This is a genomic window from Verruconatronum alginivorum (genome assembly GCF_056590205.1).
Window position 1 is genome coordinate 2,457,986 of record NZ_JBWPVQ010000001.1, and the last position, 16,810, is coordinate 2,474,795.

23 protein-coding genes are annotated in these 16,810 nt (G+C 61.6%); 2 read left to right on the plus strand and 21 right to left on the minus strand.

Translation table 11 applies throughout. The features are described from left to right. The first annotated feature begins 149 nt into the window (after positions 1-149). Positions 150-1,994, plus strand: coding sequence for a DNRLRE domain-containing protein (locus tag ACWUI2_RS08640; RefSeq protein ID WP_486982453.1), 1,845 nt, complete (start codon positions 150-152; stop codon positions 1,992-1,994). Positions 1,995-2,080: 86 nt separating this feature from the next. Here the strand turns inward: ACWUI2_RS08640 and ACWUI2_RS08645 are convergent, their stop codons facing one another. The 17 genes from ACWUI2_RS08645 to ACWUI2_RS08725 all read right to left on the minus strand — a co-directional run bounded on the left by ACWUI2_RS08645 (position 2,081) and on the right by ACWUI2_RS08725 (position 12,481). After that, on the minus strand, positions 2,081-3,592 hold the full coding sequence (locus ACWUI2_RS08645; protein WP_486982454.1) for an AAA family ATPase: 1,512 nt from the start codon (positions 3,590-3,592) through the stop codon (positions 2,081-2,083). Continuing rightward, a complete protein-coding gene (locus tag ACWUI2_RS08650) occupies positions 3,592-3,867 on the minus strand; it encodes a hypothetical protein (RefSeq protein WP_486982455.1) in 276 nt (91 codons plus the stop codon). Before ACWUI2_RS08650 ends, ACWUI2_RS08645 begins: the two co-directional genes overlap by 1 nt. Next, positions 3,864-4,082, minus strand: coding sequence for a DUF2997 domain-containing protein (locus ACWUI2_RS08655; protein ID WP_486982456.1), 219 nt, complete (start codon positions 4,080-4,082; stop codon positions 3,864-3,866). Before ACWUI2_RS08655 ends, ACWUI2_RS08650 begins: the two co-directional genes overlap by 4 nt. Beyond that, the gene (locus tag ACWUI2_RS08660; protein WP_486982457.1) at positions 4,079-4,462 is read right to left on the minus strand and encodes a DUF1257 domain-containing protein; all 384 of its coding nucleotides are present in this window, start codon (positions 4,460-4,462) and stop codon (positions 4,079-4,081) included. Before ACWUI2_RS08660 ends, ACWUI2_RS08655 begins: the two co-directional genes overlap by 4 nt. Positions 4,463-4,492: 30 nt before the next feature. Continuing rightward, a complete protein-coding gene (locus tag ACWUI2_RS08665; RefSeq protein WP_486982458.1) occupies positions 4,493-5,572 on the minus strand; it encodes an ATP-dependent DNA ligase in 1,080 nt (359 codons plus the stop codon). 134 nt (positions 5,573-5,706) lie between these two features. Beyond that, on the minus strand, positions 5,707-6,726 hold the full coding sequence (locus ACWUI2_RS08670) for a DUF3150 domain-containing protein (protein ID WP_486982459.1): 1,020 nt from the start codon (positions 6,724-6,726) through the stop codon (positions 5,707-5,709). Next, positions 6,723-7,112 (minus strand): hypothetical protein, encoded by a 390-nt coding sequence (locus ACWUI2_RS08675; RefSeq protein ID WP_486982460.1) that lies wholly within the window; start codon positions 7,110-7,112, stop codon positions 6,723-6,725. The genes ACWUI2_RS08670 and ACWUI2_RS08675 overlap by 4 nt, the downstream gene beginning before the upstream one ends. Continuing rightward, positions 7,109-7,552, minus strand: a complete 444-nt coding sequence (locus tag ACWUI2_RS08680) for a hypothetical protein (protein WP_486982461.1) — start codon at positions 7,550-7,552, stop codon at positions 7,109-7,111. Before ACWUI2_RS08680 ends, ACWUI2_RS08675 begins: the two co-directional genes overlap by 4 nt. Then, positions 7,549-7,776, minus strand: a complete 228-nt coding sequence (locus tag ACWUI2_RS08685) for a hypothetical protein (protein WP_486982462.1) — start codon at positions 7,774-7,776, stop codon at positions 7,549-7,551. The genes ACWUI2_RS08680 and ACWUI2_RS08685 overlap by 4 nt, the downstream gene beginning before the upstream one ends. Positions 7,777-7,920: 144 nt before the next feature. Continuing rightward, positions 7,921-8,154 (minus strand): hypothetical protein, encoded by a 234-nt coding sequence (locus ACWUI2_RS08690; protein WP_486982463.1) that lies wholly within the window; start codon positions 8,152-8,154, stop codon positions 7,921-7,923. A 65-nt stretch (positions 8,155-8,219) separates the two neighbouring features. After that, positions 8,220-8,708 (minus strand): JAB domain-containing protein, encoded by a 489-nt coding sequence (locus ACWUI2_RS08695; protein ID WP_486982464.1) that lies wholly within the window; start codon positions 8,706-8,708, stop codon positions 8,220-8,222. A 97-nt stretch (positions 8,709-8,805) separates the two neighbouring features. Then, the gene (locus tag ACWUI2_RS08700; protein WP_486982465.1) at positions 8,806-10,446 is read right to left on the minus strand and encodes a hypothetical protein; all 1,641 of its coding nucleotides are present in this window, start codon (positions 10,444-10,446) and stop codon (positions 8,806-8,808) included. Between the two features lie 99 nt (positions 10,447-10,545). Beyond that, complete coding sequence (locus tag ACWUI2_RS08705; RefSeq protein ID WP_486982466.1) at positions 10,546-10,710, minus strand: hypothetical protein; 165 nt, start codon at positions 10,708-10,710, stop codon at positions 10,546-10,548. 35 nt (positions 10,711-10,745) lie between these two features. After that, positions 10,746-10,931 carry a hypothetical protein gene (locus ACWUI2_RS08710; RefSeq protein ID WP_486982467.1) on the minus strand — a complete coding sequence of 62 codons (186 nt, stop codon included), beginning with the start codon at positions 10,929-10,931 and terminating at the stop codon, positions 10,746-10,748. A 13-nt stretch (positions 10,932-10,944) separates the two neighbouring features. Then, a complete protein-coding gene (locus ACWUI2_RS08715) occupies positions 10,945-11,145 on the minus strand; it encodes a hypothetical protein (RefSeq protein WP_486982468.1) in 201 nt (66 codons plus the stop codon). Next, on the minus strand, positions 11,142-11,984 hold the full coding sequence (locus ACWUI2_RS08720; protein WP_486982469.1) for a RecB family exonuclease: 843 nt from the start codon (positions 11,982-11,984) through the stop codon (positions 11,142-11,144). The genes ACWUI2_RS08715 and ACWUI2_RS08720 overlap by 4 nt, the downstream gene beginning before the upstream one ends. Next, a complete protein-coding gene (locus ACWUI2_RS08725) occupies positions 11,981-12,481 on the minus strand; it encodes a hypothetical protein (RefSeq protein WP_486982470.1) in 501 nt (166 codons plus the stop codon). Before ACWUI2_RS08725 ends, ACWUI2_RS08720 begins: the two co-directional genes overlap by 4 nt. A gap of 536 nt (positions 12,482-13,017) precedes the next feature. Between ACWUI2_RS08725 and ACWUI2_RS08730 the strand changes: the two genes are divergently transcribed. Then, a complete protein-coding gene (locus ACWUI2_RS08730) occupies positions 13,018-13,938 on the plus strand; it encodes a restriction endonuclease (RefSeq protein WP_486982471.1) in 921 nt (306 codons plus the stop codon). 56 nt (positions 13,939-13,994) lie between these two features. Here the strand turns inward: ACWUI2_RS08730 and ACWUI2_RS08735 are convergent, their stop codons facing one another. The 4 genes from ACWUI2_RS08735 to ACWUI2_RS08750 all read right to left on the minus strand — a co-directional run bounded on the left by ACWUI2_RS08735 (position 13,995) and on the right by ACWUI2_RS08750 (position 16,783). Continuing rightward, a complete protein-coding gene (locus ACWUI2_RS08735; RefSeq protein ID WP_486982472.1) occupies positions 13,995-14,270 on the minus strand; it encodes a hypothetical protein in 276 nt (91 codons plus the stop codon). A 127-nt stretch (positions 14,271-14,397) separates the two neighbouring features. Next, on the minus strand, positions 14,398-14,595 hold the full coding sequence (locus tag ACWUI2_RS08740; RefSeq protein ID WP_486982473.1) for a hypothetical protein: 198 nt from the start codon (positions 14,593-14,595) through the stop codon (positions 14,398-14,400). Between the two features lie 7 nt (positions 14,596-14,602). Then, positions 14,603-15,358 carry an HNH endonuclease gene (locus ACWUI2_RS08745; RefSeq protein WP_486982474.1) on the minus strand — a complete coding sequence of 252 codons (756 nt, stop codon included), beginning with the start codon at positions 15,356-15,358 and terminating at the stop codon, positions 14,603-14,605. A 48-nt stretch (positions 15,359-15,406) separates the two neighbouring features. After that, positions 15,407-16,783: a B12-binding domain-containing radical SAM protein gene (locus ACWUI2_RS08750; RefSeq protein ID WP_486982475.1), complete on the minus strand. Its 1,377-nt coding sequence runs from the start codon at positions 16,781-16,783 to the stop codon at positions 15,407-15,409. Between the last annotated feature and the right edge of the window lie 27 nt (positions 16,784-16,810).

Consider the following 16,810-nt stretch of genomic DNA (forward strand, 5'->3'; position numbering starts at 1 on the left):
CAGTTTTGTGTGCCGGGAAAGGTTGGGGTTCTTGACCCGCCTCCGCCAAGCTGGGTTAATGATCGTCACACCGGTCTTGTCCGTTTTCCCAATACAATGGAATCGAAGGCGGCGAGTATTCACATTAACCCGAGACAGAGTTGCACCCTATGATCACCAAGAACAGCAGATATCTTTTCTCGCTCTTTATCGCCGGGCTGGCCAGCCCTTTGATCGCGTTTTCCGAACTTCCGGAATCGTTGAGTTTCCAGCAAGGCTTGAATGATTACACCGGAACACCTTATACCGGGGCCACTTCCACAATGCTCCGAAACGGCGCGCCGGAAGCCAATTGGGGGATGGCGAACAATCTGGTCTTCGGGCGGGACTATAAATCGCTCCTCCGTTTTGACCTATCCGCGCTTGAAGGTGTTGTCGAAGGAATCGAGACCGTAACGTTGACGCTGAAACACCGTCCGATTTCCGGGGCTTTTCTGGAGATTCCGGTGACGGTTCATGTCGTCTCGGCGGCAAATGCCACGTGGATTCCGGGGACCGGTAACAACACGGCGGCCGCTCCCGGCGAGCCCGCTCCGGCATTCCTGGCCCGAGGTGAATCCGGCGATCCCGATATCCCGTGGGCTGGTGGGGTGAACTTTGGTTACTCCCCTGGCGAGGATTACGATCTGGACCCGGTCGCCAGCTTCACGTGGCAACGACTTAATGAACTCCGGGAGACGGAGATCACTCTTCCGGCCGATCTGGTCATGAGCTGGATCAGGAATCCCGAAGCGAATGCCGGCCTGGTGTTTAGGTCGCAAGTCGCCCAGCCGTCCGGATGGACCGGGGATACCGGCGACTTCTATTCGGTGGCCTATGGAGGAGGCGATTCGGAACTGTGGGAACTGCGGCCCAAGCTGACGATCGTCCCGGGAGATCCGACATTCTCATACAACGATTGGGTTGCCGCCGAAGGAATTGAGGCTGGGCAGCAGGGGCCTTTGGATGAGCCAGCTGGCGACGGTGTGGCCAACATCATCAAATTTGTTTTGGGCCTTTCGCCTTACGCTTCTGCGGCGGGAAGTCTCCCTGCGACCGAAATGGTGACGGAAGGGGGTGTGGACTTCCTGGCGTTGCGTTTTCCGCATCCGGTCGGTCGCGCCGGCGTGGAGTTGCGCCTAGAAGCTTCGGACGACTTGATTTCATGGGAGGAGGTCGCCTCGGAAGTCGCAGTTGCGGAAGATGTGAATGGCGAGAGAAACGTGCGCTTGGTGGACGCCGTCACTGTAACTGATCGGGAGCGGAGATTCCTCCGCTTGAGAATCGATTATGAGGAGCCGGTTCCGGAGAACCTGCAGACGGCGGTATTCCGGCAGGGAGCCGACGATTTCACCGGTTCCCCTTATACCGGTGCCGGTTCAGTTTTCATGCGGGACGCGCAACCGGAAACCAACTGGGGAGGCGGGCCGACCTTGGTCATCGGAAGAGACTATGGCTCGCTCTTGCGGTTTGACCTCGCTTCTTTGCAGAGTGAAGTCGAATCCGTTTATGCGGTCGAGTTGAGGTTGTTTGTGGCGGCGGCGACCAACCTGGACTTGGATCCCTTTGATTTTAGCATCTACAAGGTCGCGGCGGCCAATGCGGGATGGATCCCCGGGACGGGGATTAACGCTCCCGCCGCCACCGGGGAGCCGGCCGCGGCTTTTCTGGCCAGGGGAGAACCAGGAAACTCCGACACCTCGTGGGCCGGGGGCGGGCTGTTTGGCGACCCGGAAGTCGATTACGAAGACCTGATGGGAGGCGGAACATGGACCGCCCAACCCCAAGTCGAGGAAATCGTCATCACCCTATCGAGGGACGTAGTGCAGGACTGGATCGACAATCCGGGTGACAACGCAGGACTTTACATTCGGTCGACAGCGAGTTGGGTCGGTCACACCGGGGCGTTTTACTCGGTGAACTATAGTGCTGCATTCCGACCGGAATTGAGAATTCAATATATTCCAGTGGATTAACGAATTCAAATGGGCCAAGCTGCCCCCGCAGCTAAAAAAAGACCGCCCGGTGACAGGCGGCCTTTTGTGCCCGGAACCGGAAGGGCTCAATTCCTTCCGATCCCGACGGTGATCTTCCGTGGCTTGCGGCTATCGGCCTTCGGCCGGGCGGTGGCGAACTGGGCGCGGGTCTTGGCCCAACTCCGCAGGGCTTCGATCTGTTCGGCCATCGTCTTCGAGAGCGGGACGCTCCCCGAGACGACCTGTTCGATCAGCGGGAGGGTCGGCTCCTTCCCTTCGGCGAAGCCAGCGTACAACGCTTCCACGAAGGCCTGCTCGATCTCCGAACCGGTCATCCCGGCGGAGATTTCGGCGAGGCGCCCGAGATCGAACGCTGCCGGGTCGCGGCGGTAACGGCGGATCTGGATCGCCCAGATCGCCCGGCGCTCCGCTTCGTCGGGCAAGTCGACGAAGAATAGGTTGTCGAACCTGCCCTTGCGGAGCATTTCGGGCGGAAGCTGGGATACGTCGTTGGCGGTGGCCACCACGAAGACCGGTTTGGTCTTCTCCTGCATCCAGCTTAAAAACCCACCGAAGACCCGGGCGGAGGTTCCGCCGTCGGTCGAGCCGGAGGATTTGGAGCCGGAAAGGCCTTTCTCCAGTTCGTCAACCATCAGGACGCACGGGGCCATCGCCTCGGCCGTCTGGATGACCGAGCGCAGGTTGCCTTCGCTTTGTCCCACCAAGCCGCCGAAGATCTTGCCCACATCGAGGCGCAACAGCGGCAGCCCGAAGACCGAGGCGGTCGCCTTGGCGGTCATGCTCTTGCCGGTGCCGGGAATGCCGGTCACCAGCAGGCCCTTGGGGGCGGGGAGCCCGTATTCGCGGGCCGGGGCGCCGAAGGCTTCCCGGCGTTTGAGCAACCACTCTTTCAATACCTCCAGCCCTCCGATGTCGTCCAGGGTCTCCCGGACCGGGACGATCTCCAGCAGGCCGTTCTTCTTGAAAACGTTGGCTTTCTCCCGGGTAACGACCGCGGGAGAGACCCCGCCGGTTTCCACCACCGACAAGGCCATGGCGTTTTCCGCCTCCAGGGTGGTCAGTCCGCTGGCCGCGTCGAGGATCCGGTCGGTGTCATCCGCGGGTGACAAATTGGCCGAGGAGACGATCCCCTCCAGGACCCGGACCAACGCCTCCTTTCCCGGCAGGGCGAACTCCACCAGGGCGATCTCGCGTTCGAGTTCGGGCGGCAGCCGGCAGCGGCAACCGACCAGGGCGAGCGTCCGTCCCTCCCGCCGGCAACCCGCCAGCACTTCTTTTAATTTCCTCACCAAGACCGGGTTCGGATCGTCGAGGAACGGGTGGAAGTCGCGCAACAAGACGATGCTCCGTTCGGGCAGTTCCTCAATGCGCTCCAATACTTCCAAGGGATCTGGACAGTCGATCACGGTCCCGGCGGTGACGTCGGCCAGGCCGGAAGTCGCCGACCAGGCGTGGAGGCGGCCGTCGAGTTCGTCGGCCACCGCTTTGATTTCGGCCTCGACCCTGGCCTCCTCGTGGGAGAGGAGGAAAAGACCGGCGTATCCGGCCCGGACGTAGGCGGTTATTTTTTCTTTCATCAGGTTCGTTCGATTCGTTGTTTCTTCAACTCGCGCAGGTTCCGGGAGCGGCTGAAGGTCCGGCGCTCCCACTCCAAGCATTTTTCCCGGCTGGGGTGGCTGTAATAGATCGCGCCGCAATCGGGTTCCTTCACTTGCCACTCCTGGATCGCTTCGTTGAACTCCAAGGAGGTGGCCCGCCGCACCTCCATCTTCCCGAGGGAGGCGAGGGGGACCAGCTCGGTGTGGAGGCCGATCACTTCCCCGGTCGGTTCGACCAGCAGGGCCGCCTTCACGATCGATCTCCTCCCAGCCGCTGGCGGCGTTCGGTTTTCATCGTGTTGGTCCGGTAATACTCCGGCTTGCGCCGGCGGTTGGTCTGCCAGCCGAGGGCTTGCTCCAGGAAGCGGGTGGCCTTCTCGCAGTCGGCCCCGGCGAAACCGTTAGCCTCCATCTCCAGTTGGCCGTCGGGGCGGACGGTGATTTCGACGCTCTTGGTTCCGGTGTTCACGACCAGCCACCTCCCTGGACGACGAGCCGGATCGACCCGTCCTGTTCGCAGCGGCGGCTGACCCGGTGGCCTCGTTTGCGGGCTTCCCGCATCACCTTGTGAGTGGCGTAGAGCTGGACCAGTTTTCCGAAGTTCGCCCCGGCTTCCTTTTCGACGTGGCCGTTCCACCAATCGGCGGTCAGGCTGTAGCCGCGGCCGTGGCGGGTGACGGCGACGTCGTAGGGCCCTTTGAGCCGGATCACGTGGTCGGCCTTCATCCGGGCGTTGGCGTAGCCACGGGCTTCGGCGGCGTCCTCCAGCGGCAGGCGGAGTTCAGCGCAGGCGTCCCGGAGGGCTTCGATGTCCCGGATCTCGGTGTGGACGGTGGTGAAATGCGACATGGTTTTCCTTTCGTTTGTGGAGGCGGCGCCTCAGACCGCGATGGCCCGCCGCGCCTCCGTTTTGTATTTCAGTTGATCGACCGTGCATTCGTCCGGCGCGATGTCGTCGCGACTTCCCAAATACACCGGTTGGCAGACCGATCCGCTCTCCGGGAAGGCGTAGAGGTAACGGACCTCGACCACCGTCCCGGGCGGAGGCACCGGGGCGTTGGGCGGAATGGTCACGTTGCCCGCCGGGATCAGCGCGTCGCCCCGGTAGAGCTGGAGGCCGACACTCTGCTTCCCGCCATTGGGACCCGCCGCGATGAAGGAGGCGGTCTCGACGAACTTGTATTTGAACTGGTGGCGGTGGCCTTCCCGCCCCGGGGTGTAGGGGGCGTCGAGGTTTTTGAATACCACCCCTTCTGCCCCTTTCCGGCGGAGCGCTTCGACGAAGGTGTCCTTGGAAACCCGCTCGAAGACCGTTTCAACCCGTTGCAGCGGGCCTGTCGTTTTTTCCGCAACGAGCGCCTGCAACAAGGTCAGCCGGTAACTGTAGGGAAGTTTTCCCACCTCGGCTCCGTCGGAGCGAAGAAGGTCGAAGACCACCAGGGTCTCCCCCAGCGCTTCGCCGTCGAGCAGGCAGTCGCCCGGAAGGGCGCGGACCGCTTCGAAGAGCGGAACCGCCAGGGCGACGGTCAACCCCCGCCGGTTGATCCCCTCGATGGTGTTCCCTTCCTTGCGGACCAGCAGCCGCCGTCCGTCGTGTTTCTCCTGCAGGCAGTAGGTTGGGTCGGCCAGCAGCCGGTTCGCTTCCTCTTCGTCCTCCACCGGGTGCAGGAGCTGGCAGGCGATCCCGCTGGAGCGGTTCTCATTCCCGGTCTGGCGGTAGGGCGCGCCGTCCTCCCCGGGGGTGTAGCCTTTGGCCGTCTTCTGCCGGACCAGCGAGTCGAAGATTTTCTTCGCCTGGCCGTAATCGACCGAGGCCGGGGTTTTCGTGCCGGTTTTCAGGGCCGATCCCCGGCGCCCGTAGGCGAAGTCGACGACGAATCCGCCGTCCTTTTCCACCAGGCTCGCCTGGTAGACTTTGTCCGAGCCGCCGGCCCGGTAATACAGGGTGGTTTGTTCCATAATCTGGATTCCTTTCTGTTGGTTGGTTTATGGATGTTTGGTTGGGAAAATGAAGAAGGGGCAGCCTGCGTGGTCGCCCGGCTGCCCCTCCTGTTGGTTGGGTTGTTTTACGGGGCCGTATCCTTTCCTTCCGCTCAGGCGGCGAAGTGGAATTTGCGTTTGCCCATCTCCCCGAAGCGCTCCACCACCTCGCGGGCGTCGGCCCGAACCATTTCCCGGGCGCGGTCCTTCAGGGCGGTGAGCCCGGTCACCAGCTGGCGGCGGGCGTAGGCGCTGTCGCGGTATTGCTCGGCGGTGCGCGACAGCAGCTCGCGCCGGGCGTTCTCCAATTGCTCCTCCAGTTCGGTGTCCCCGGCGAAGTTGAGCCCCTTGAACTCGTCGATGAACTTGACCAGCCGGTTCAAGGTCCGTTGGTGGACCCCGTCGGTCTTGCCGGTGTTCATCGATTCCAGCATTTCGGCGCAGAGCTCGGCGGTCTGTTCGCGCAGGGTGGCGACGCATTCGCCGACGAAGCGCTCGGTGTCGCGGCGCAGGTCGCGGGCCGCCTCCCGGGCGACCTGTTCGCGGACCGCAACGATCGCCTCCTGTTCGGCGAAGCTGACCGCCTCCTCCCGCAGGCTTTCCGGCAGGGCGATCTGGAAGAGGCGGATTTCGAAGCCGAAGGATCCGGCCACCCGGTCCGGTGCGGGAAAGGCTGCCTGGATGGTCGGCAGCAGGCGCCGGGTGTCGACTCCGGTTTTTTCGGCGAAGTCGCTCCACTCGGCGACGGAGGTTTGCTGCCAGTGTTCGTATTCCCCGACAAAGCGGGCCTTTTCGGTCAGAAACTCCTGCTGCATCACTTCGAGTTTCTCCCGGGCCGCCGCCACCTGGGCGTTGGGGAGGAAGCGGGCGATCCCTCCCAGGAAGGGAAAGGTCGCCCCTTCCACCAGCGCGTGAGCCCGGCTCTCCAGCAGGGCGAACGGGGCGAAGGCTTCCTTCGGCAGGAGTTTCTTGTGTCCCAGGGAGATCAGCCGGTGGGAAATCCGGGTGTCCTCCAGTCCCAGGTCCTGCGGACGCAGTTTGATCTGCGCCCTCCAGTAACGGACCGAGACGTTGATCAGAACGCCCTCGCGGCGGAGGACGTCGAGCAGTTGCGGGTTGTCGGATGTATTCATGGCATGGAGGCGGCGACCGCTACGGAGAAGAGTACGCCGAGGATGACGCATCCGGAGACGCTCACTCCGATGACGTCCTGTTTGACCCACCGGCCGGTGCAGAATGCGGTGATGCCGGTCGCCAGGGAGGCGAGGACCAGCCCGAGCATGGCCAGCATGGCGAGGCTCATCGCCACATCGAGCGGGGAGCCCGGCGCGGGATGCGGCGCCACGCTGAAGAACAGGAACATGAGCCCGAAAAGCAGGCCGGCGATCAGGCCGCAGACGAGTGTGGCCTGGTTCAGCGGCCCGGCCTGCCGGGCGGCGGTTTCAGTGGTATTAGGATGTTGTTGCATGATTTTTGATGTCGATGGTTGTTGTGTTCGTTGTTCGCGGGCGGGATTCATTCGGGTTGGACCACCTTCGGGAATCCGCCGTCGTTGCCTTCCGGGTCGGACTGGATGACCACCTCGCGGCCGTCGTCGATCAGCAGGACCGAATACGGCATCAGGCAGTCGGTCGCTTCCAAGATTTCGATTCCGACGATCCGGTGGCCGACCAGCGGCGAGAGCTCCCGGTGAAGGGCGCGCCCGGCGTCGGTGTTCGGCAGACGGGGCCGTTGGACCGCCGCGCCGCAGGCTTCGCGGAAGTGGGCGATGGTCCGGAATCCGCCGAGGCTTTCCCCGGTGCGGGCGAAGACCTCGATCCAGTCGCGGTAATGGTCGGAGCGGCGGTAGTAGAAGACTTCCCCCTCGACCCGGATCGCCCGGACGAGGTTGTCGTAAAAAGTCTCCTCTCCCTCCTGCAGCGGCGCCCCGGTCGCTTGGGCCAGGGAAAGCCGGCTCATCGGGCGGTTCCTCCCGCCGGGACCGGCACGGGCAGACGGCGGGAACGCCGCCAGGCTTCCTCCCGGGAAAACCGGGCGGAGGCGCCCACCGCCCGGGTGAGGCGGTTGCGGAAACAAAGCAGCCGGGTCGTCCGGCGGCCGTTCTCGATCGCGCCGATGTAGAAAACGCCGTCCTCCTCGAAGCGGCGTTTCGGTTTTGATTTTTTCGGGTTGGTTGGTCTCATCTCGTGGTTCCTTTCCATTGGTGGTTCGTTGATGGTTCGTTGTTCGGTTGTTCGGTTGTTCGGTGGGTGTTCGATTGTTGAAAAGGGACGGCCCTCCGCCGGGATCTCATCCCGCCGAAGGACCGGTGTTTTGTGGTTCCTCTTTTAAGCGCTTCGCCGCTCCCGGGTTTCCGGAAACGGTTCGGGGACGCTCGTCTCGGTCTCCGCCGGCCTGGCGGTCGCTTCCCCGCCGGGGCGGGGGCTCCAGTCGAAGAGGTGGTATTCGCGGTCGATCCCGTGACGGATGATCCGGTCGATCACCTCCGTCACCGAAATCCGGTGACGTTCGGACATTCCGGCAAGGGCCGGCGCGTGGTGGCTGATGTTTATCGTCTGCATCGGTTTTTCTCCTTCGGTTCGCGTTGGGCCGGCCTCTCTTCGGAAAAACCCGGAGGAGGCGGCCCCTAAATCAATCCGGCCTCCCGGAACGAGTAATGTCCCGGGCCGCCCGGGTGGTGGCGCGGGTCGCCGACGATCACGTGGTCGAGCAGGTCGATCCCGACCGAGCGGCAGGCTTCCCGCAACTGGCGGGTGACCTGGATGTCGGCGCTGCTCGGGGCGGCGTCCCCGCTCGGGTGGTTGTGGGCGACGACGATGGCGGCGGCCGCGTGGGCGATCGCCGGACGCAACACTTCGCGGGGATGGACCAGAGAACTGGACAGGGTTCCGATCGAGACGATCTGGAAACTTTTCAGCCGGTTCTTCCGGTTCACGCAGAAGACGGCGAAGAACTCCTTCTCCGGGTCGTAGATCGGCTCGGCGGCGACGGTTGCGTGCCAGATGCGGGCGACCTCTTCGGAGGAGCCGCATCGCCGGTCGAAGACCTCCGCTTCGCCGACCGCCATCGCCTTGATGTGCGGGACCGAAAAAAGGCCCGGTTGGCGTTTGGACATGTTGTGTTCTTTCATGGGCGCGGGGACGCGAAAAGGGCCGCCTACCCGCAAAAGAGGGGAAGGCGGCCCGGTTCGGGTCATGGATTTCGGTTTCGTCTCAGACGTCGAGGGCCTGTAAGCCGCGCAGGTTTTTGCGCAGACCGCGGTGTTCCCGCTCCAGCGCCTTGTGGTCGCGCTCGGCCTCGCGCAGGGAGGCGTTGACCTCCTGCAGCACCGCGTTGAGTTCACGGAGCGTTTCGCGCAGGCGGCCGATTCCCTCCCGGGCCCGCGCCAGCGGATCGGCGGGCATCTCCTCCCGGTCGCCGTTGGTTCCGTTGCTTCCATTGGAACCATGGGCTCCGTTGGTTCCGTGGGCGTGGTGGCTTCCGTGGGCGCCGTTTCCGTTCGTTCCGTTTCGGTTCAGCCGGTTGGCCGGGATCGTCTCCCGTCCGTTTGGATCGTGGTCCGTTCTTTGCATGGTTGGTTGGTTCCTTTCGTTGCGGTAGGGAACCGGCGTATCCGCCGTTTCCGGACGGAGCCGGTTGGGGGGCGTCGGTTCGGGTTCGCTTTCCGGGGCGGGGGCGGCGGAGGCGGTTTCCGGCGTTCGAGCTGGAGCCGCCCGCGTCGCGGCCACCGAAGTCTCCCGCTCCGCCACGCTGGGCCGCAGCGGCATCCAGAGGAAAGTCCGGGACCGCTCCCGGTCCTCCATCACGACGCAGTTCAGTTCGTCCTTCACCGCCGCCGTCCGGAAACCCAACTGGAGGGATTCCCGGAAGAACCACCGGTTGAAGCGGACCGCCGTTTCCGGGGTCCCGGCCGGAGCCCGGGTCGCCTCCAAAACGATCCGGTTCGACGTTCCCTCCGCCTCGGCGACCACAGCCACTTCCCTCTCCCGAACCTCCAGGGTCACCGGGGCGTCGCTCTCCTTCGCTCCCGGCAGGTTGGGGAGGATTTCCACCAGCTTCAGCGCGTCCTCCTCGGCGAGGGCGATCCGGATGCGCGATTCATCCTCCCTCGGGAGGACCTGCCGGTAGTTGGGATATCTGCCGTTGACCAGGAAGGCGCTCCAGCTCCACGGACCGGCGGTCAGCCGGAAGCGCCGGTCGAGTCCCTCCTTCTCCGGCTTCGGGCCGAGGCGGAAGAGGGCGCTTCCTCCAGAAACGAACACCTTCAACGCCGGGTGTAGCGGGAGAATGACCCCGTCCTCCGGCAGGGGAAGGGCCGGCGTCTTGCGGAGGTAGAGCTTGCGCCCGTTGGTGGCGGCGATTTCTCCGGGGGCGAGGTAAACGCCGTTGAGGAGATAACGGCTCTCGTCGGTGGAAGCGCAGACGGTCGCCTCGGCCACCGTCGCCATCACTTCTTCCGAGAGCGGGACGTCGGTCCCTTCCTCGGGGCCGGTTTCCGGAACCGGTTCGTCGGCCGTCGCGTAGAACGCTCGTTCGATCTCCACTCCCTTGGTCAGGTAGAGGACGACCTTTCCCTCCGGGTCGATCCGGATCACGCTTTTCCGGTCGGCCGCCTTGACGGCTCCTTCCAGGTGGTCGGCGTTCAGGCCGAACGGTTTCACCGGTATCGACCGGCCGGATACCGGCAGGACGTAACTCATGGCGTGGTCGAGGCGGAGGGCGGAGAGGCGGATCCTCTCCTCGGTTCGCTCCACCTGGACGGCCAGGGGCGTCTTGCTCGCGCCCTTCTTTCGTTTGAGCAGGCGGAACCCTTTCAGGGCCTCCGTCAGTTCTTCCTTGGGCAAATCGATCATGATGTTTCTGTCTCTTTCGGTTGGGGCGTCCCCGCCGCCGGGGCGGAAGGAACGCCGCGGGTTTCGGTTTTCCGGGGGTTTCCCCGGACGGCCGGGCCGTCACTCCTTGCGGAAGATCAGCGGCAGGAGGATTTTTCCTCCGACGATGACTCCGGCGATGACGACCAGCGGCAGGACCAGCCCCGACATCCCGAGCAGAACCCCGAAGAGGATTCCGATGACCAGGATGGCCAGGGCCGCGTTCAGCATGGCTTGCGGATTCATAGGCGTATTTCGTTTGGTTGTGGCTGACACCCGGCCTATCGACGCCGGAACGTCGAAACCAGGTATCCGAGCGCGGCGGCGAGGATCGCCGCCGAAAGGAGGACGAACGGAACCAGGATCTCCCGGGCGGTAGCGAACAGTTCGGCGAAGCTCCACGCGAGGACCCCTCCCGCCAGACCGGCGACGGCCAGCAACAGGATAAGGCGGACAATCAATCCCATGGCGCCCCCTCTCTTACTTTCTCGACCGTCCGAATAGAACGATCCCGATCGCCCAGATCAGCGAACTGAGAACCAGGCAGACGCCCAGCCACTTGATCGCCTCGGCGAACGGCCCCAGGTCCGGCGGCTCCGGGGTGCATCCCGCCGACAGCAGGATCAATCCGAAGCCTCCAACGATGGCAGGGTCGATCGGGCGGCGACTCCAAAGGTTCATCGCCCACCTCCCGTCCATTCTCCGCATTCGGCCCGATAAGGGCACCATGCACAATGTTGTCCCGGCTGCGGGTGGAACCGGTCCGCTTCGATGCTTTCACAGACAATTTTCGCCAAGGAAACAAAACGGCGACGTTGCCCGTTGGATGGCGGCGGCATCACGTGCCGGATGATTTTCGGAGTCTTGGTTTTGATCAACCAGATCAGTTCCATCCCCGTGACGGGCGATCCCGTCGCCTCCTCCAGCATCAGAGTATAGGCCGTGGTCTGGATCTCATGCTGGAACGCCTCCAATTCCAAATCGGAAGGAGTCGACGCGGCGGTCTTGAAGTCGACCGGAATGTTGCCCGGCCGAACCAAATCAAGGATCCCATGGAGGGGCACCGGCAGATCCGGAATCGACTCCTCCAATCGCACTTCGACGCCCGCCGGCCTTTCCGTCAGAAATGAAACGGTTTCGTTGTCGAGGTAGGCGGTCACGACCCGCTCCCCGGTGGCCAGGCAGGCGGCCCTTTGGTCCTCGTCCTTGAACTTGACCGCCTCTTCCCGCTCCAACCGCTCGAAGGCGCGTTGGTAGCTTTCGATGATTTGGCCGGTGGTCAGTCCCTCCTCCCGCCAGAGCGACAGATGATGGCGCCGCAGAGCCTCATGCACCGCCTTTCCGAGATGCAGGCTGGGCGAGGTCGGCCGGGGCAGGCGCAACACCTTCTCGAAGTAGAACTTCAGCGGGCAGGCGAGATACGATTTGATCGACGACGGGGAGATGTAGGGAAGTTCCAGGCGCTCCTGTTCCGGCACCTCCGGGGACTTGCCCGGATGCGTATCGGAAAACCGGATCATCCCCGCCCCCTTCCCACGTAACCGGCTCGCTTCCGGGGAGCGGGCCGCCGTCCGTTGCCATGGCCGACGGCGTATTTCTCCAGCAGTTCGTCGATCAGCCCGCTGGCGGAGAGCTTGTTGAGTTCCTTCACGCCGGCTCCGAAACGTACCCGGGCCAGTTCGTCGACCTCCTTTTTATCCAGATCGTTTTCGTCGACGATCTTCAGGATCAGGTCGCGTTGTTTGTCGGAACAGTTCCAGTGATCGCCGGCACCGTTGCCATTTCCGTTGGCGTTGGTGGATCCGTTTCCGTTGCCGTTGGTCCCCGGCGGGACATACCCCGTGTTGACCATTTGGTCATCAACCGCCTTTTGCAACAGGGCGTAAATTCGCTCCGCTTCGGCGCCGATCCGGGAAAGATCGTTCACCTCCGTTTTGATCGAAAGCGTGAACTTGTGCGAGGAGTAGCCGGGCAAGCCGATCGTTTTGCCGTATGAACTTTCGATGATTACAGCCATTTTCCTGTGGCTCCTTTCGTTATGGGTTTGTGACCGTACGCAAGAAAGCCGCCGGCGGATGCGGTCGCGTATCCACCGGCGGCTTGAGAGATAACGATTATCTGCTCACCTTTTTATGACACGGATTTGGAAGTTGTTTCAGTTTTTGGAGCGGTGATAAGGCGGATGCGGACCGGACTGACTTTCTAACCGAAAGGTCAATTTGACCCGTCGGATGGGAGGCCTCGGGTCGGAGGGCGGACTTGCGTCGATCGCCCCGGAAAAGATGCCTGAAGTCAACGGCCAGGCCTTCAGCGGCAGGGATTTCTCCGACATTCCGCGCATGAGCGGATGGCGCCTCGTGGCCGCCGCCCGCTCCATAAAAAACGAAGCTGTGTTCGTTTTTCAGAGACGCAACGGCGACCCGCTCCCCGGTGGCCCTTCGGTTGTCTTTCCGCAGGCCCGGCCCGGCCGGGCACAGATGTTTCCCCTTGCCATTCCAGCTTGCGGCGTGACAGCTTTTGCTGGGGGATTCGCAATCACCGACTGTAGAAGACATGCCTGCCGCAAAACAGAGAAAAGCCGAATTCACTCGCTGGATGGGGCCGTTGCTCGACGCTCTTCGGGAGTTGGGAGACTCCGGCACACCCCAAGAGGTGTCTGAATTGATCGGGGAGAAACAGAAAATACCGGACGAAAAACGCGAAGAGACGACCGAATCCGGAGTGCCGCGCTTCCACAACCAAGTTTGCTGGGCCCGCCAATATTTGGTCTGGGAGGGACTGATCAGCGCAGAGAAGCGAGGCATCTGGAAACTTTCCGAGAAGGGTAAGCGAACTCATCTTACAGCCGAGCAGGGGCAGCGGATTTTCAAGAAATGGGTGGCGATCCACGCCGAAGCCCGAGCCGCGAAAGGTGATGCGGCAAGCGCCGCGTCGACCGAAGATCCACTACCTGCGGTGGTGCCGGATTCGGACGGGGCAAGTGAAGAAGAGGAATACCGGACCGAACTGCTGGGAGTCTTGCGAAATCTGACTCCCGGCGGTTTTGAGAACCTGAGCAAATACATCCTGCGGGTCTACGGCTTCGAAAAGCTGATCGTGACCGCGGCCGGGAAGGACGACGGAATCGACGGTTTTGGGGTGCTGCAGGTGAACCCCTTCGTCAGCTTCAAGGTCATTTTTCAGTGCAAACGCTACAAGGGGACGGTCTCCCGGGCGCAGGTGGGCGATCTGCGCAACGCCATGATCGGTCGGGCCGATAAGGGGATCATGATTACCACCGGGATATTCTCGGAGGATGCCAAACGAGAAGCCGTGCGGGACGGCGCTCCGCCGATCGAGTTGATCGATGGTCAGGCGTTGATTGAACTTTTGGTGAAGGAACGGATCGGGCTTCGGGAGAAGCTGACCTTCGAAATCGACTACGAGTTCTTTAAGCCATACATGCGAGAAGACGACGGCCAAACGTCTCCATGACAGTGAAACAAAGGACCTGCGGATTTTCCGACAGAGCTTCCAGTTCAGGCAACAGTTCACACGGACGAAGATCGATTGCCAGGATTACGTTTTCTCATTTCGTCCAGATAGAAGCGGGCCTTATCATCAGGTCCAAGGGCGACATCAATCATTACCTGCATCATCATCACAGTTCCGGGTAAAACGTCCTTCTCCTCAACTACTTTTCCGTGAAATTCCGGATTCATGCCGACGTCCTGGTTGATGACCCACCAAACTTCGATCTTCCGAAGTAGGCGGATCATTTCCCCGAAAATCTCCACAAAATTCTCCGGTAGTCCCTTATCAAACATTACCTCCGGTAATTTGTGAGCGAGGCGATTCTGCAGTCTTTCACGCGCTTGAACCCGTCAATGTCGTCTTCGGTGACAGCTTTCATTTCTTTCAACCACAGTAAACTTGCGTACAGTCGACTTTTGTTCAGCGCGACAACACGTCGTGTTCATATTCTGGGCTCAATCGGAAGGCCTCCGTGGGGTGGTCGGTGTAGAAGCTAACGATCCTGTCAATGATCGCGCCCTTGAGCACTTCAAATGCGGAAATGAAGACGGATGCCTGGAGTAGGCGCGGCCGCAAAATATCTGGATCGAGAAAGTTGTCCCAAGGATCGTTGCTCATATGACCTTCAGATCAAGAAAATGTAATCGCGGTGCCACTGGAGAAACTGTTTGTGCCCGGGGGCAAGCCAGCGAAGGCGTTGAGGACGAGCCATACCCAGTTCGGAGCGAATTGTGGCATCAACCCGTGTGGAGTATCTAACTCCCCCGTCGTCGTCGAACGTGATCAGACCACGGTCAAACAGGGCATCGAGGTGTGCTGATAGAAGAAACCCGTTATACACGTTCAGACGGTCTTCGTCGGTTTCGCAGGCCGCCCATGGTTTGAGATGACTGGCCCGGAGTAGATCTAAAAGGGCGATTCCCGTCACGGCACAAGCCCCGCCCCAATAGTCAATCAGACTCTCGCGGAAAACGTCCTGCCCGATCCTTTGCCGGACGATGCGCTCTACTTCGGTGGCGGCTGGACCGGTTGCTGCCAGTTCACGCTCCACAGCTGCGGCAAACCGAACCTCCGGCAAGTTGGGCAATGATCGGGCCAAGCGGGCGGCGTGCCGGAGGAGTCGCCCCAATTGAGCATCGTCGTCGGCACGAAACTGCTCTCCTTCCAATCGGTGGCTTGGTTCGGCCCGGGCGAGTTCATGCGTCAAGGCTCCGGCGGGGACGTTCAACAGCCATCTGCCGGCCTTATCACGAACGACGGTTGCGCGGGATCGGTGCAAAGCGGAACTGAGCACTACCTGCATTGGCGTGCTCTCGACCACAATCTCCCAGCCGTTGTCGTAACCGGCCTTCTCAATCAGAGTTCGTTCAAGGGCGTTCATTCGGAAATACGTCGTCAGATTTGGGAGCCAAGTGCTGCCTATCCCCGACTAATTCATCGGTGACCATCGTGACGCGTCTGCACTGATGTCAATCCTGGAAAGCAGGTTATCGATGCATGCCGGATGGCAACCTTCAGTTTCACGCAAAGCTGCGGAGATCGCGTTCATTTGTTCCCAGTCATCCTCATCAAAGGTCGTCGAAGAGATCACAAACGGGATGGCGTGATTCGACTGGCGCAGTTTCCACCGGGGTGCATCCAGCTCCAACTGGGTTCCGCGGAGCAGCATGAGGGGGAAGGCCTTGATCACGGGGACCCGGCGCTCCAGGCACCACGCCACCGTTTCTTTGAATGAAGCCAAAGTCTGATTCGGAAGTCCAAAAATTAGCGATACCTCGTGGTCTATCTTCAGACGTCGTACCTCACTCAGAGCCCGATCTACTGCGGCGATCTTGTTCCGACGGTTGGTCGCCATAGACTCCGCGTCATGGATTGTCTGGAGGCCGAATTCCAACGTCACGTTCAGCTGGCGCGCCGCCGCCAGGAATTCCGGAGTGATGATTTCGGCGCGGCATTGAAGCGAGATGCGGCCCTTGAAGTGGCGCTCAACAAAGGCGTTTAATACCCGCGTCGCCATCGGCGAGATATTGAAGATCGGGTCGAGCACGGCGATGGATTTGACCTGTTGGTCGCAAAACAGGGCAATTTCCTTCATGATACGCGATTCGGGAAGATGACTAAGCCGAGGCCCTTGTTTGGGAGCTCGGTGTTGGCAAAAGCTGCATGAGTAGGGACAGCCACGCATGGTCTCGAAACGCACAAATCGCAGGGGTTCCTTTTCCCAATCGTGTTGCAGCCATGGGGAGGGCAATGTTTCAAGCTCGGCGGCGGCACTGGTTACCTGAGTGATGTTTCCCGCGTAGAGCACACCGGGAAACGATGTCGGCTCGGCTGAGGAGGTGATCGCAAGCAGGGCTTTCTCGCCGCTCCCCCGGACGAAGATATCGGCGTCTGGATATTTTTCCTCAAACCCGCTTTCCATGAAGGAGATTTGCGGCCCGCCCAATATGATGCGGCCGGTGAAGCCCCTCCGCCGCAGCAGCGGCAGAAGCGCCTGGAGAGTCGGTTCTCCCCACACATAGGCCCCGATTCCGAGATCAACAGCTCTTCCCGGGCTTCGGTTTGTTATGGCAAGGATTTGATCAGTGATCGCCTCAATATCAACGGCGCCATTGACCGCGACGACGATGGATTCAGCATCTCGGCCTGCCTCTTCGAGAGCGGCCAAAATACTGGCGTGACCGAGAGGCAGGCGTGGGTCTTTGTCGCGGGTCCAGTTCAGCGATAGCAGGATAACCTGCGGACAATAAGAAACAGGGTCCGACATGGATGCCGGACGTGAAGAGAATATGTTTTTCGTGTTCATGGTTTTCCCGGTTGTTGAGAACCACAC